Annotated in this window: 12 protein-coding genes and 1 pseudogene; 1 reads left to right on the top strand and 12 read right to left on the bottom strand. The window is 36.9% G+C overall.

The features are described 5' to 3' along the window. Nucleotides 1-100: 100 nt before the first annotated feature. The 8 genes from Ana3638_RS06635 to Ana3638_RS06600 all read right to left on the bottom strand — a co-directional run bounded on the left by Ana3638_RS06635 (nt 101) and on the right by Ana3638_RS06600 (nt 6,659). Complete coding sequence (locus Ana3638_RS06635) at nt 101-376, bottom strand: HU family DNA-binding protein (RefSeq protein WP_161837324.1); 276 nt, start codon at nt 374-376, stop codon at nt 101-103. 55 nt (nt 377-431) lie between these two features. Further along, nucleotides 432-1,223 carry a nucleoside triphosphate pyrophosphohydrolase gene (gene mazG, locus Ana3638_RS06630; protein WP_161837323.1) on the bottom strand — a complete coding sequence of 264 codons (792 nt, stop codon included), beginning with the start codon at nt 1,221-1,223 and terminating at the stop codon, nt 432-434. A gap of 19 nt (nt 1,224-1,242) precedes the next feature. After that, nucleotides 1,243-2,118 carry a DUF3307 domain-containing protein gene (locus Ana3638_RS06625; protein WP_161837322.1) on the bottom strand — a complete coding sequence of 292 codons (876 nt, stop codon included), beginning with the start codon at nt 2,116-2,118 and terminating at the stop codon, nt 1,243-1,245. A gap of 1 nt (nt 2,119) precedes the next feature. Further along, complete coding sequence (locus tag Ana3638_RS06620; protein ID WP_161837321.1) at nt 2,120-2,983, bottom strand: SatD family protein; 864 nt, start codon at nt 2,981-2,983, stop codon at nt 2,120-2,122. A 176-nt stretch (nt 2,984-3,159) separates the two neighbouring features. Beyond that, nucleotides 3,160-3,708, bottom strand: a complete 549-nt coding sequence (gene spoVT / locus Ana3638_RS06615; protein ID WP_161837320.1) for a stage V sporulation protein T — start codon at nt 3,706-3,708, stop codon at nt 3,160-3,162. Between the two features lie 121 nt (nt 3,709-3,829). Beyond that, a complete protein-coding gene (gene truA, locus Ana3638_RS06610; RefSeq protein ID WP_161837319.1) occupies nt 3,830-4,627 on the bottom strand; it encodes a tRNA pseudouridine(38-40) synthase TruA in 798 nt (265 codons plus the stop codon). 30 nt (nt 4,628-4,657) lie between these two features. After that, the gene (locus tag Ana3638_RS06605; RefSeq protein WP_161837318.1) at nt 4,658-5,881 is read right to left on the bottom strand and encodes an ABC transporter permease; all 1,224 of its coding nucleotides are present in this window, start codon (nt 5,879-5,881) and stop codon (nt 4,658-4,660) included. After that, the gene (locus tag Ana3638_RS06600; protein ID WP_161837317.1) at nt 5,856-6,659 is read right to left on the bottom strand and encodes an ABC transporter ATP-binding protein; all 804 of its coding nucleotides are present in this window, start codon (nt 6,657-6,659) and stop codon (nt 5,856-5,858) included. Before Ana3638_RS06600 ends, Ana3638_RS06605 begins: the two co-directional genes overlap by 26 nt. A 940-nt stretch (nt 6,660-7,599) precedes the next feature. On the opposite strand from Ana3638_RS06600, the gene Ana3638_RS06595 reads away from it, so the two are divergent. Continuing rightward, a complete protein-coding gene (locus tag Ana3638_RS06595) occupies nt 7,600-8,142 on the top strand; it encodes a phosphatase PAP2 family protein (protein ID WP_202621574.1) in 543 nt (180 codons plus the stop codon). Nucleotides 8,143-8,418: 276 nt separating this feature from the next. On the opposite strand, the gene Ana3638_RS06590 is transcribed toward Ana3638_RS06595, so the two are convergent. The 4 genes and pseudogenes from Ana3638_RS06590 to Ana3638_RS06575 form a co-directional block, all read right to left on the bottom strand. Next, nucleotides 8,419-9,480 (bottom strand): peptidylprolyl isomerase, encoded by a 1,062-nt coding sequence (locus Ana3638_RS06590; RefSeq protein ID WP_161837316.1) that lies wholly within the window; start codon nt 9,478-9,480, stop codon nt 8,419-8,421. An 84-nt stretch (nt 9,481-9,564) separates the two neighbouring features. Continuing rightward, nucleotides 9,565-13,104: pseudogene (gene mfd / locus Ana3638_RS06585) on the bottom strand (transcription-repair coupling factor). Nucleotides 13,105-13,153: 49 nt separating this feature from the next. Then, on the bottom strand, nt 13,154-13,717 hold the full coding sequence (gene pth / locus Ana3638_RS06580) for an aminoacyl-tRNA hydrolase (protein ID WP_161837315.1): 564 nt from the start codon (nt 13,715-13,717) through the stop codon (nt 13,154-13,156). A gap of 115 nt (nt 13,718-13,832) precedes the next feature. Further along, a complete protein-coding gene (locus tag Ana3638_RS06575; RefSeq protein WP_161837314.1) occupies nt 13,833-14,834 on the bottom strand; it encodes a DUF4003 family protein in 1,002 nt (333 codons plus the stop codon). Nucleotides 14,835-14,931: the final 97 nt, after the last annotated feature.

Below are 14,931 nucleotides of genomic sequence, written 5' to 3'. Positions count from 1 at the left end.
AGAAGCTGTTATAAAAACCACATTCAGCCAATAAAGTGCTTTATCCGCACGTAAAGGTGGAATTTGATTTTTATAACAGCTTCTCCTTGAATTTAATTGACTATGCGTTAATAACGTCCTTTAAAGCTTTTCCTGCTTTGAACTTTGGAGCTTTAGATGCTGCAATAGTTATAGCCTCTTTTGTCTGAGGATTTCTACCTGTTCTGGCTGGTCTTTCAGATACTTCAAATGTACCAAATCCAACTAATTGAACTTTTTCACCTTTTGTTAATTCTTCTGTTACGACATCAATAAAAGCTTTTAAAGCCTTCTCTGAATCTTTCTTGGATAATTCTGTTTTTTCTGCAATTGCTGCAACTAATTCTGCTTTGTTCATGGATAAAACTCCTCCTCTAAAGTATTTGTTATATTTGTTCGAATAATCACTTTGATTATTTCACACGTCCCCAAAGAGCATCCAGCTCGACAATGGACATTTCGCTTAAACTCTTGCTTTCCAGCTCTGCAAGACGTTCAATTCCTACAAATCTATTTATAAACTTATTAGTGGCATTTGTCAAGGAATTTTCTGCATTTAGTTCTAAAAACCTTGATAAATTTACCACTGAAAACATCAAGTCGCCAAATTCTTCTTCTATACCCCTGACATCCCCCTTTTCTTTTGATAATTTCAGCTCATTAAGCTCTTCGTAGACCTTTTCTAATGCCTGGTTATAGTTCTCAAAATCGAATCCGACTTTGGCTGCTTTTTTCTGTACTTTTTCCGCACGGATATTAGCTGGAAGTGCTTTGGGAACACTTAATATTCCCTCGGAAGCTTTTCTTTGATTCTTTTCTTCTTTCTTAATATCATCCCAATTTCTGATTACGGTTTCGGAATCAATTCCGTTCATACCCGCTGCCTCATCCGCATTTCCAAATACATGAGGATGTCTGTGGATCATTTTTTTGCTTATTCCGTTAATTACATCTTCCATACCAAATTCATTTTGTTCTTCCGCTATGGCAGTATGTAAAGCTACCTGCAGCAAAATATCCCCTAATTCCTCACATAAATTTTCCGTATCCTTATTATTAATTGCTTCAATGACTTCATAGGCTTCTTCAATCAAGCAGTTTCTTAAACTTTCATGAGTCTGTTCCCTGTCCCAGGGGCATCCGTTTTCACCCCGCAATTGTCTGATGATATTCATAAAATCGTCATAATTATACTTTTTCTCCATAGTAAATTTCTCCTAATTCTCATAATAAATTATGTAATATCTTCCCCGAAAACAGTACGGCACATCCGATTGCTATAAAAGCACTTGTCAATGTGCCAATAAGATATTTTTCAGCAAAATCTTTATCCTCCAATTGTTTAAACCGTGCGATACTTTTGGCCGTGATTACAAACCCAATTGCAGCAAACTGCCCTAACAGGCTTAACGTTAATATAATTTCCCGTTCCAAAATACCGATAACGGCTCCTATATTTTTATTTTCCATAGTTTTTACATTATATCCTGTCTGTTTACCGGCACTTTTATCTGTAATCGGCTCCACTGTAACGGTATAATATAATTCCGTTTCATTATATTGTTTCTTAGCCGGAACCGTATAATAATCTTTTCTGCCTTGGGAATCAAGTGTAAATAATAATAATTTTACAAAGACAGCAGCTGGTTTGCCGCAAATCAAATAAGCTGTTAATAACCAGGTATATTTTTCGATTTCCCATATATTAATATCTCCTGCCGCATTTTGTAAAACATAAGAATACTCTGCATTCATAGGTTGTGTAAATAACAGGATTATTATAACACCCAAATGCAAAATCTGGTCTGTTATAAACAGAATTAAATTAATTTTCGCCTGATCTGATCTATTCTCAAATTTCTGTAGTATTGCGATTTTCAAATAATCAATTAAACCATGGGATAATACAATAATTCCCAATATTAACCAGGCATATTTAATTGAAAAACCTATGAGTACCATGATTCCCTGAATAATTCCATAGATCAGGCAATGCAGCAATAATCTCCGGACGTTATACAGTTTCGTCCGGGCAGTCTCATTACTTTGAAAATAAAAATCTCCCAGTAAATGTCCTATAACCAATAAGACGTAACCCATATTAATTCTCCTCATAAGTTTTTAAAATATATTTTATTGCTGCTAAGTCTAAACTTCTTATTGCTATGATATTCCCGTTTTTAATCATTTTATCAACGTTTTGCCTGGTAGTTCCAATGGCTCTGGATATTTTAGCTGCCATTCCTTTTTTTAAAAGCATATCTTCGAATTCTCTATCCGTTTCGGATATCCATATCTTATCAGAGACGTTCATTTCACCGTCATTAATACGGTAAATTTGTCTTGTATTTTTGGAGTTTAATCTTTTACCGCCCTTCAAACCGATCTCATTGTCATATTTATCTTTTATTAAGTTCTTTAGAGCTTTAAATTTATCCGCGTTTATGTTAGTTTCATCAGTAAAAGGATACATATACTCCAAAAGAAGCATGGTAAAGTTCTGTAAGTAACTTTGCTGGGTGCATAAATCGTAAGATGCATTCAGAATGGCATTTAATAAAGAATCTGACTTTTCCCCCTGTATTCGGTATCTTTGTGTCTGCATTCCATAAACATCTTCTATTGCCTTACGGGCAAAATGATAAGCCGGTCCATCCTGTTCTGTGGAACTTCCGTTTTCTACTTTAACCGTCCAGGCTCCAACCCCTAAACCGGCACGAATCTGAACCGGGAATAAAAGCAGAGATAATAATCGTAAATATAAATATGCAGATACCGTCGTTGAAAACAAACCTTGAAGCTCATCTCCGCCGCTGAATATCACCAGGCGTTCCATTTTGGGGTTAAAAATACAATTTAGGACATCGATGCAATCTTTTATATATAACTGAATTTTATTTCTTTCTGTTATGTCATAGGTTTTTGAATTTTTAACATCTGCAATTAACGCAGTATATAACTGCATTTCCATCACCTCCCTATTCATTATACCTATTCTCCCTGCTATTTGCAACTCAATTTAGTTGCTTAACTTGTTCGAAACCATTTTAGGTTTCATATTTCAATAACATAAAAGGATGTCCTCAAAATCATGATAGAAATCATCACTTTGGGACACCCTCATAATTATTAAATTTAAAATTATTGTTCCATCTGTCTTCCTAAGAAATAAGCAGCCGTACTTGCCAGCTTATTTTCGACTTCACCAAATTTTACTTTCGGGTCTTTGGAAAGTAAAACGACAGATCCGATTGCATCACCCTCACTGATAATCGGCCAGATTACCTGATAGGAATACTCAGTGTCATCATCTGCAACGATACGTACAAAATTTTTATCCTCTTTGGAGGCTATAATATTCTCCCTTTCATTAATAGCCTGTTCTAATTCAGGTGTAATGGATTTTGATAACAGCTCCCTTTTCATACTGCCGGATGCTGCAACAAATTGATCTTTATCCGATATTGCAATAATGTGCCCGGTTGTCTGTGCCAGGGAATCAGCATACTGCTTAGCAAATAATCCCAGTTCTCCAATAGGTGAATATTTCTTGAGTATGATTTCTCCTTCTCTGTCAGTAAAAATTTCAAGCGGATCTCCTTCTCGTATACGTAATGTGCGCCGAATTTCTTTGGGGACAACAACACGTCCCAGATCATCTATTCTCCTAACGATTCCTGTGGCTTTCATATTTTATTCCTCCATCTTGCATGATAATCATAATGTGGTACTTATGGTTATTATTGTTTGTCAAAAGGAAGAATTTATACGTTCAGAAGCAATTTAAGTAAAATTTTTATATTTTATGGATTTAATACCTTACCTCCAAAAGGAATAAACCTTCTGGATTTACGGTTTTTCCTGCCAGCTGCCTGTCTTTTCCCTTAAGTATGTTAAGTACATCCTCCGGTTTCCTTTTTCCCTGTCCTACTTCTATTAAGGTGCCTGTTATAATCCTGACCATATTATAAAGAAATCCATCTCCGGTTATGGCAATACGTACTTCTTCCAAGTTTTTTTTATATCTGGCATTTTCCACTTTATATATTTTTATATTCTTTATTGTTCTGACCGTAGACTTACCGTCTTTTCTGTCAGTAGAAAATGCCTTAAAATCTAAAGTACCGGTTAAATAAGCCGCAGCTTTCTCCATAGAATCCGTATCAAGACTTTCCGTTACATGTAAAGTATACTTTCTGGTAAATACAGGCTTAACATCGCTCACACTTATCCGGTACTCATAAGTCTTAGCTTTGGCAGAATAACGGCTGTGAAATTCCCCGTCCGTTTCTATCAGATCTATCACTTTAATATCCTCCGGCAGTAAGGTATTAATTTCTTTCTTCATATCCTCCGCTGAAATACCTGAGGTGCAATAAAAGTTGGCAACCTGCCCCAAAGCATGAACACCTGCATCCGTTCTTCCGGAGCCGATTACATTAATATCTTCTCCCAAATAACCGGATATACAATCCTCCAATACACTTTGAATGGACCTTTTCCCTTTGGTATTATTGAGTCTTTGCCAGCCTGCATAACCGCTTCCGTCATACTCTAATATTAATCTTAGATTTCTTTTATTATTACTTTTAGCAGTTTTATTATGCATTTTAACTCCCATTATCTAATTAATTAAAATTTATGCATTAAACATTACTTTTTCACTGTTAAACGCCCTGGTAATTAACACGGTTAGAAAAACGGCAAGGAGCAGCGTTCCGCCGATGGTAGCACCGAATTGAGGCAAAGTCAATTCTCCCACTAAAATGTTTTGTATGGAAATGGCACTTCCGTAAACCGGAATTGCAAATGAACTTAGTGCTTTTTCTTCATTTCCGGAAAACATGGTAGCCATACCTGCTACAATTACAACAATCAGAATGGGCGTTACATAGGCTGCGGCTTCTTTTGCGGTTTTTGCTAATACGGCCGCAAGCGCTACTACCGAAACATACAAATAAACCATAACAATTAAGATAGCAAGGAGCTCCGCTGCCTGGATAGCTGAAAATTTCAGACTTAATCCCTCCATGGAATCCTCACCTAAGTTTTTTAGCATAACCGGCATGGCAGCTATCATGGAAACTGCGTATACGGCCGCAGAAAGGCTTGCAAGGATGGAAATGGAGATTAATTTTCCTACTACGATTTCTCTCCTTTTTAAAGGTGTTAATAGCATGCTCGCCATGGTTCCACGCTCTTTTTCACCAGTGATGGCATCAATACCAAGGCTCATGGCTCCCTGGAATAACATAAATGTAATTAAATAGGGTAATAAGGTCCCAAATATTTTTCCGGTAGCTTTTTTCTCATCTACAATCACAGAGGTTGAAGGATCCACATCCGTGTGAAATACAGTCAGTTGGTTAACATTTCCAAATCGTTCCTTTAAAAGTTTTTGTTCATATGCAGTTAAAACAACATTTACAAAATTTTCTCTGGCAGCATTGGAATAGTCTTCTGAAGTGTTATAATAAGTTTTAACTTCCGGAATCGTATTACTTTTCTTATACGCATTTACCTTGTTTAAAAAATCCTCTTCAAACACTACTAATAGGTCCGTATTACCATTTAATATGCCCTCTTTTACCTTTGTTAAGTCTGCACCGGGTTTCAGATACTTTATCGTTGCCTCCAGCTTGGAGGAAGTAATTATATCTTTAAAATCCTCAGGAACATTCTGGATGTAGATCGTGGAGACATGTTTATTAATATCATTCATCATGGCAGTTTGCATTTGCCCCAGAAAGTAATAGATACCAATAATTAAAACCGCAGGCAATATAAATAAACTGATAATTAATTTTTTATCTGTAAATACTCTGGTCATTTCCTTTTTAATAATTTGTTTTGCTCCGAACATACGAAACCTCCTCTTTGTTATATTCTTTATAAAGTTCAAAAAATGCATCTTCCAAATCTTTTGTTTTCGTAGAGGTAAGAATCTCAGAAAGTGTTCCATCCATAACTTTTTTACCGTTTATAATAATACCAATACGGTCGCAGAGTTTTTCTGCTTCGGACATAATATGCGTGGAAACAATCACCAGTTTTCCTTCCTGTTTGAGTAATTTCAGGTAATCGGTAACACTTCTTGCCGTCACGATATCAAGTCCATTGGTAGGCTCATCAAAGATTACTACTTCCGGGTCATGGGCAAGGCTTACCGCAATGGATGCTTTTTGTTTCATACCCGTTGATAATTCGTCAATCTTTTTATCCTGAAAATCTTTAATTCCAAAATAATCAAATAACATTTCTCTTCTTTTCTCTATTGTTTTCTCATCCATGCCATGCAGTCTGCCAAAGAAATTAAACATATACTTTGGTGAAAACTGAGGATCCAGTTTTATTTCGTTGGTCAAAAATGAAATTGATTTTCTTACATTTTCCGGTTCTTTTATGGTATCATACCCACATACGGTAACTTCACCGGCTGTTGGTTTTAATAATGTGGCAACAAGGCGCAGAGTTGTGGTTTTACCGGCTCCATTCGGTCCGAGCAAACCGTATATTTCACCTTTTCGCGCTGTCAGGCTGATATCATCCACTGCCTTTTTCATATTTTTCTTTGTTTTTTGCTCTGCCATTTGTTTTTTAGTTAATTTATAAACCTTAGTCAGATTTTTTATTTCTATCATATTAAACACCCATTGTATAACACATCTGCAGGCAGATGTATTACTGCCACATTATAAAATTTGAAACAAGTTTCTATGTGAAACAAATTTCTATGTGAAACAAGTTTCACAGATTGAAATAATCTCATGCGGCATCCTTTCTTTTATTTATTTTCTTTCAACCTAGCTCCCATTCCGACATCACCTTCCGGCAGATGATTTATTGCCTAACAAAAGCCTTACGCAACATGTCGTTTATCGGCCGTAATGTTCAGGAGAAATACTAAACTCCCATCTATCGTTATTTCACTTTTACATGGATAGATTAAACCCAGTGTCACCCTTTGTCAATCTGAGATTCATTAGTATTATCTTAGAATTCTATTAAAAAGTTAAAGCACGAATCTTTTTAATAGAGTTTTAATATGCTATAATAATTATTAAATTTTTGGATCATTACGAAAGTAATATTATGTATGGTTTACTATGAAACCGATACTGTTTTGCCTGATAGGATTAGGTTGTCAAAAGCCATACGAATAATTAACTTTCGTCAATTTGCACATCTACACTTCTACATTAGCGGGATACTGAATATAGTTCGATGAGCAACTGTATGAAGTCGTTGGTACTTAGGTCCTGTATTTTAGGACCTTATGTACCACTATGTATTTCATCCAAGCGAGAGCATGATGCGAATGAACTATAATTCTGTATCACGTAATCAAGAAATAAAACTGTGCAAATTGATGAATCATAATTTAAATCCTAATAGAATTTTAGGTAATTGCGAAACTCACATATTGTATCTATATACCATACAATTAATACAATTTCAGGGCTGAATTTTGCCCATAGGGCAACTGAAGCTCTGAAATTCGTATCAATTGTATGGTATATTCAGAAAACTATATAGTTTCGCAATTGCCTATAATAGAATTTAAGTGAAAGGAGCACTAAATTGAATATAATTCAGGAATTGGATGATGCAATTTTATTATATGTATTAAATCATCTTCACTCACCTTTTATGGATAAGTTTATGATTTCCATTACCACCTTAGGTAACTCCAGGTTTATCTGGATTGTTATAACCTTTTTTCTTCTCCTTAATAAGAGAACCAGATGCTGCGGAATTGTACTAACTGTTGCCTTATCCGTCGAATGCGTTCTGGGTGAGGGTCTTCTGAAACAAATATTTGGGCGGGCCAGACCTTTTATTCGTTTTCCGGATATAAAACTTCTGATCAATAAACCTGGCTCTTATTCATTTCCTTCCGGGCATACCATGTCATCTTTTACTGCTGCCACCGTTATTTTTCATGCCGGTAAATATGCCGGTATACCCGCCTATCTGCTTGCCGGTCTTATTGGTTTTTCCAGAGTGTATTTATTCGTCCATTATCCTACCGATGTTTTAGCAGGTGCTGTTTTTGGCATTGTGACCGCATTTATGGTAATCTGGCTGGTAAAAACAATAGGGTTAAATGCAAAATTTGCGTAAACCGGAAGAAACACCGAGTTTCTCCAATTCGCGTACTATTCGAATTATTGCAAACAAGCTTGAAATTCTCACTTTGCTTTTACGTAAATGAAAAAGCTCCCTGTAATATAGGTTATAGGGAGCTTTTCGTATTTATTATTGGTTTCTGGCTGAACTGAGATTTGTAAAACATATGTTTTCAATCACCGTTTGTTGTATTATCCTTTGTCTCAGCAGTATTCTCTATTGTATCTTTTGTATTCTCCGAAGAAGTATCCTTTGATGAGGATTCAAACTTTATCTCGTTCCACACCTTATCATTAATATCAATCTTAAAGTCGGCCGCCCAATCTTCATATAGCTTCTTAAAGGTTTCATCCTGTCTTTTCGCAATGATTTCTTCTTTTTTTCCAAGGTTGCATCTTCATTATAATCGCTTACGCAGTATAAGATATGATAACCATATTCGGTTTCCACTATATTACTGAATTCACCGGTCTTTAAAGCAAAAGCAGCATCTTCAAATTCTTTTACCATTTCACCCTTGCCAAAAGTATATTCCACATTGGAATCTTCCGTATTTGCCTCAGCAAAATTATAGAAATTATCAGTTTTTTTGGCCTGCTTTAATAAATCTTTTGCTTTCTTATAAGCTTTTTCCTTTTCTTTATCTGTCATAGGAATCTTTTGACCGTCGGTATCCGTTTTTGTTGTAAGTACTAATATATGCTGAATGGTTATCTGTTTTGCGTCTTCATCGGAAACATCCGTATCCACATTCATGGTGGATGCGTCATAAACTTTTTCATATATCATATTATCGCGGTAAAACTTCTGGACAAGCTCCAGGGTCAGGCCATAACGTGTTTTATCTTCATCGGTTATTCCGGCAAACAGAGCCTGTGCGTTTTCCTTAATTTGAGCTTCGTCTTCTTCCGTGATTTCCGTTTTATACTTTTCCGCCTGAGCGCAGGCAATCTTCGTCTGTGCTATCATATTCATTATTTCCTGCTTTGCCATATCTCCAAAGCTTTGTCCGTTAAAATCATAGGTCCAGATCTGGTCACCAAAATAGGATTCATATTGAGCCTTAATATACTGGAAATAAATCATGGCTTCACTGTAAGTTACTTCGTCTTTTCCGATTTTGACAACTACTTTTTTTAAAGTATCTTCGTCTACCGGAGTTGCAGTAACCGTATCTGCTTCTATCGTACTTCCATCACCGTTATCCGCAGTTACCGCATTATTTGGTATTTCTTTTTGTTTTTCCCCTGTGTTCTTAGTACAGGCTGTTGAAGTTAAAACCAAAGCAGCCAGTAAGTTTAAAATGATTAATTTCTTTATCCTTTTTCTCATGGAAACTCCTATTCATCCGCAACTGCGGTATTTTCTTCCTGGTAAATCAATATTGTGTCTCACTTATCTCTTTGATATTATAAATTATTTTTCTTCCTCTAACAATAATTTTAAATCACCCAGAAGATTTTTCACATGTTCAAATAAGCTTATTACATCCATTTTACCTGCCTTACCAGGTTTCTTTAAAGAATAAATAAAGTAAGGATTTGCCTCCGGTACCAGCTTTAAGGAGGGTTTATATTTCTCTATCAGTTCCGGAATTTTCTCTACCTTTAGTTTTGCTTTATTATACATAACCAGTTTAATTTCTTCATTCCGATAAACCAGGGAGGTAACAGAAGCGCTATGGCAAATGGATTTAATATAAGCAATATTTAATAAATTATTTACAGAGGTTGGCATATCTCCGAAACGGTCCAATAACTCCTCCTGCATATCCAGTAACTCTTCTTCATTTTCAATTTCCGCAATTCGCTTATATACATCCAGCTTCTGGAATTCACTTTTAATATAGGTGGCTGGGACAAATGCATCAATATCCATATCAACCATAGTATCAAAGGTCTCTTCTTCTTTTACCTCACCTTTCATGGCACGAATGGCATCATTTAACATCTTACAGTAAAGATCATAACCCACCGCTTCCATATGACCGCTCTGCTGGGCACCCAATAAATTACCGGCACCGCGGATTTCCAAATCACGCATGGCAATTTTAAACCCGGAGCCTAATTCCGTGAATTCTTTAATAGCCTGCAGCCTCTTCTCAGCCACTTCCTTTAACATCTTATCCCTTTTATACATTAAAAAGGCATAAGCGGTACGGTTGGAACGCCCTACCCGGCCTCTTAGCTGGTACAGCTGGGATAGACCTAAGCGGTCTGCGTCATCAATAATCATAGTATTTACGTTGGATATATCAAGCCCGGTTTCAATTATCGTGGTAGATACCAAAACATCGATTTCTCCGTTAATGAAATCAAACATAATCCGTTCCAGTTCCCTTTCACTCATCTGACCATGGGCAAAGGATACATTCGCTTCCGGTACCAGCCTCGCTATTTTTCCTGCTACCTCATCGATACCGTTAACCCGGTTATAAACGTAATATACCTGACCGTCCCTTGCCAATTCCCTGTTAATGGCCTCGCGGATAATTTCTTCATTGTGTTCCAACACATAGGTCTGAATCGGCATTCGGTCTACGGGAGGTTCATTTAATACACTCATATCCCTGATACCGATTAGACTCATATGAAGAGTTCTTGGAATGGGAGTTGCTGTAAGGGTTAATACATCCACATCTCCTTTTAACTGCTTGATCTTTTCTTTATGGGTTACCCCGAAGCGTTGTTCTTCATCAATAATTAACAATCCAAGATTCTTAAACTGTATATCCTTTGAAAGTACCCGATGGGTTCCGATTAAGATATCCAGGTTCCCTTTTCTAAGCCGTTCTATAACCGCTTTCTGCTGGGCAGCCGTCTTAAACCGGGACAACATGTCAATACTAATGGGAAAATCCATCATCCTTTGCACAAAGGTATTATAATGCTGTTGGGCTAATATGGTGGTAGGCACTAAGAATACCACCTGTTTGCCGTCAGAAACCGCCTTAAAAGCGGCACGGATGGCTATCTCCGTCTTGCCGTAACCAACGTCCCCGCAGACCAACCGATCCATAATTCTCTTACTTTCCATATCACTTTTGGTTTCTTCAATCGCGCGAAGCTGGTCGTCTGTCTCCTCATAGGGAAACATTTCTTCAAACTCTTTCTGCCAAACGGTATCAGAACCAAACTGAAAGCCCTCTTTCGCCTGGCGGGTGGCATATAATTCAACCAGTTCCCTGGCAATTTCTTTAACAGCACCCTTCACCCGGGTTTTGGTATTTTTCCATTCCGGCGAATTTAGCTTATTTAACTTTGGCTTTTTGGTATCCGCCCCTGCATATTTTTGTATCACATCAAGGCCTGTTGCCAGTATATACAACACGCCACCGCCGCCGTATTCAATTTTAATATAGTCTTTTATTACCTTATCTACTTCGATTTTCTCAATACCACGGTAAACTCCAAGACCGTGATTTTCATGAACAACATAATCACCTACATTTAAATCAGTAAAACTCTGTATCTTTTTGCCGTCATATTCCTTAAGTTTTCTCTTTTTTTTCTTCTCAGCTCCGAAAATATCGCTTTCCGAAATAACCACTAAATTTATTAAGGGGTATTCGAATCCACGGTGAAGACTTCCGTAGGTAACCATAATTTCGCCTTTTTGAATAACCCTGTCCATATCCTCACTATAAAAGGCATTTAGGTCATGATCCCTTAAATCTTCACTGAGCCGGTTCGCTCTGGTTCTGGATACGGATAATAAAAGGATGCGGTAACCGCTTTTTTTCCATTTCTGCAAATCTTTTACCAGAATATCAAAGTTATTATTATATGGATTTACCGATCGTACGGTAAAGTCCCATCTTCCTTTTATGGTAAAAAAGTTTGCTTTATAGTCCATGGTACTAAGTAAAAGTGTTGTCTTATGATTCAGATTTGTCAAAAGTTCCTTATAACCATAGATTACATCGCTCTGACCGGGAAGAATATAGCCTTTTTCGATTCTTCCAATCATTCCTTCTCTGAATTCTGTTTCTACTGCTTCTCCTTTTTCCTGTATCCTGCTGGGCTCATCGATATAAATCACGGAATTTTCACTGTCAAAATAATCAAAAAAGAAACCGTATCATCATAAAAATACTTAATATAGCTGTCAATTCCAACAGAACCCTGGAAACTCTCCAGATTTTCTTTAAACTCTTCAATAATATCCTGAATTCTTGCAGCTTCTTCCGTTTTCTTCTGTTCTCTCAGCTTCTTTACATATTCTTTTTTCTCATCATCGATTTTTTTAATTCCCAGTAACATTCTGTTCTGATCTAATATCATTTCTGCTGCGGGATAAATTCTTAAACTATCGATTCGTTCAATGGACCTTTGACTGCTGATGTCAAAGGAACGTATGGAGTCAATCTCATCGCCCCATAGCTCAATGCGGTAGGGACAATCTTCCGTGGGCGGAAAAATATCCAATATTCCCCCCTGACCGCAAATTCTCCGGGCCTTCTACCTGTCCCTGCCGCTCATAACCCAGATGGATTAAATCTGCCTGTAACTTAGTTAAATCAAGGTTTCCTGCTTCCTTTAAAGTAATGACTCTTTTCTTAATAAAGTCGAGAGGAAGTATTTTATCCATACCACCATCCAGTGTTGTTATAACCGTAACAGGCTCCTTTTCGATTAAACGTCTTAGTATTTTCAGACGGTCTCTTACGATTGCATTACCATGAATATCTGCACTGTAAAAAATGATATCTTTAGCAGGATACAAATAGACATTTTTGTCATACAACTTATAATCTTCGTATATTTCTTTCGCTTTCATATCATTATAAGTTATAATTAACTTCCACAGGTAGCCTTCACTTAAACCGCTGATGAGATGACATTTCTGCGAGTCAATACAGCCGGTTACCTGAACCGGTGTGTTTTTTAATTTTAAATTGTCTTTTATGTCATTAAACTCTTTTAATTCCTTCAGAGGGGTAGTAAAGGTCTTCAAACTGTTACCTCCTTTAATCTGGTTGTTTGGATTTAAGTAATTGTCTCCATTACTTTCTATTATAGATGTTCATGGCTGATTCCATTCCATCTTTTATGATAGATTTTACAGCCTCAGAGGACTTCTTAATGGCATCCCGTATGATAGGCTGCTCCTCCTCTTTAAAACGGGAAAGTACATAATCAGCCAGGTCCCATCCCGCCGGCTTATCTCCAACGCCCACTTTTATCCTTGGAAATTCCTGGGTGCCCAGATGATTAATAATACTTTTGATGCCATTATGCCCACCGGCACTTCCTTTGGCTCTAAGACGGAGTTGTCCTGCATCCAGACTGATATCATCGTAAATAACAATAACTTCCTGGGGCTTTACTTTATAAAAGTCCACCAGTTCCCTGACACTTTCTCCGCTTAAATTCATAAATGTCTGTGGCTGTGCCAGAACAACCTTCTCACCTTCAATGTAACCCCTGCCGCATATTGCTTTATGTTTTTTAAAATCCAAGGGAATATTATAATCATCCGATATACGGGTTATAACATCAAAACCAATGTTATGCCTGGTTGCCTGATATTCTCTGGTTGGATTTCCTAATCCTACTATAATGTACATTTTTTCTGCCTTTCTGATTCTTGTGTATGTTATGAAAGAACCTAGGTATCTGCAATAATGATTTAAACTGATTTTCAAACTTCGGAAAAAAGCGCTTATTATACCATGTATCCGATTATGACGAACCTGAAGAGGAAGCCGCAGCTGCCCCTGCCGCACTGGAAGCTGCAATAATCATGGCTGTCTCCTGTGCTATAACAATACTGGTTAAACTATTGGCAATCGTTAACGTCATGGAACTTTTCTGCATATCAGTAATATATTCGGAAGCCACTAAAGCAGCCGCATACATGGCTCTTTCATGTTTGGTCATAGACCATCTGCCGAATCCCTTTTTCTCAATTAATACCTGATACACATCTTTTATTTCTTCAGTTATCTTATCCACATCCTCAGTAATCAATACTAAGATTCCCAAGGAAGCTAATTCTTTGTATTTACTTAATTTACAACCTTTAAGGGATAATTCGTCATAAATCTTTTTGGTACGGCCGCATTTTATATCTGCCGCTTCTTCTCCTAACGTCAATACATGGGTTAATGACTGGAGGACGTTGCTTGCACCAAAATCATCCTTTAAATATTCATAACAGGTTTCCATTTCACGGATCGCCTGATCCACGGATAAATCCGTTAATGACAACATGGCTGCATATCCGTAATCATCTGTTGAAGTCAGAAATCTATGTTTTTTCTTCATGGCATCATAAAATTCTTTTGCTCTTCTTACGACAGGTTCACTATCTATAACATATGGCTGCTTTGCTATGGAAAATGCGGCTAACGTTAAATAAGGAGATCCGTAAAAGCCTTCTTTCTTTAATTCACCGTAAATGCGAAAACTGCGTTTAAACAACGCCTCCGGTTCCGAATCAAGGGACAATAAAACAGCCAATGGGAAAAATGTAGTTTCTTTAAAAGAAGAAAACAGTCCCGTATTCTCTTTAATGATTTCTTTTGCCTGTTTAATTGCCTGAACGTTCACAGGCAGGCCTGTATTCGTATATAAAAGGGCTCCCAGACAATGCATCATGGCATAATCCCACTTAAAATTCTTACGTAAGGTCTGATAGTTATCCGCAAATAAATTACATTTATCCTGTAAGCTATTTAACATATTTCACTCCATTTCTGCGCAAACCTTAATTAAGCTAAAAATAGGCGCACGATTACGCCGCACATAATAAATACTATATGTACAGCGTAATTTTTTT

It is taken from the genome of Anaerocolumna sedimenticola, from assembly GCF_009931695.1.
GTDB lineage: Bacteria > Bacillota > Clostridia > Lachnospirales > Lachnospiraceae > Anaerocolumna > Anaerocolumna sedimenticola.
This window is presented reverse-complemented; position numbering and strand designations above follow the sequence as displayed.

What these genes read in the sequence shown, in the direction of transcription:
- Ana3638_RS06605 (WP_161837318.1), bottom strand. Translation starts at nt 5,881, where the DNA reads ATGTTCGGAGCAAAACAAATTATTAAAAAGGAAATGACCAGAGTATTT.
- truA (WP_161837319.1), bottom strand. Translation starts at nt 4,627, where the DNA reads ATGCATAATAAAACTGCTAAAAGTAATAATAAAAGAAATCTAAGATTA.
- Ana3638_RS06600 (WP_161837317.1), bottom strand. Translation starts at nt 6,659, where the DNA reads ATGATAGAAATAAAAAATCTGACTAAGGTTTATAAATTAACTAAAAAA.
- Ana3638_RS06590 (WP_161837316.1), bottom strand. Translation starts at nt 9,480, where the DNA reads ATGAGAAAAAGGATAAAGAAATTAATCATTTTAAACTTACTGGCTGCT.
- Ana3638_RS06635 (WP_161837324.1), bottom strand. Translation starts at nt 376, where the DNA reads ATGAACAAAGCAGAATTAGTTGCAGCAATTGCAGAAAAAACAGAATTA.
- mazG (WP_161837323.1), bottom strand. Translation starts at nt 1,223, where the DNA reads ATGGAGAAAAAGTATAATTATGACGATTTTATGAATATCATCAGACAA.
- Ana3638_RS06620 (WP_161837321.1), bottom strand. Translation starts at nt 2,983, where the DNA reads ATGCAGTTATATACTGCGTTAATTGCAGATGTTAAAAATTCAAAAACC.
- spoVT (WP_161837320.1), bottom strand. Translation starts at nt 3,708, where the DNA reads ATGAAAGCCACAGGAATCGTTAGGAGAATAGATGATCTGGGACGTGTT.
- Ana3638_RS06625 (WP_161837322.1), bottom strand. Translation starts at nt 2,118, where the DNA reads ATGGGTTACGTCTTATTGGTTATAGGACATTTACTGGGAGATTTTTAT.
- Ana3638_RS06575 (WP_161837314.1), bottom strand. Translation starts at nt 14,834, where the DNA reads ATGTTAAATAGCTTACAGGATAAATGTAATTTATTTGCGGATAACTAT.
- pth (WP_161837315.1), bottom strand. Translation starts at nt 13,717, where the DNA reads ATGTACATTATAGTAGGATTAGGAAATCCAACCAGAGAATATCAGGCA.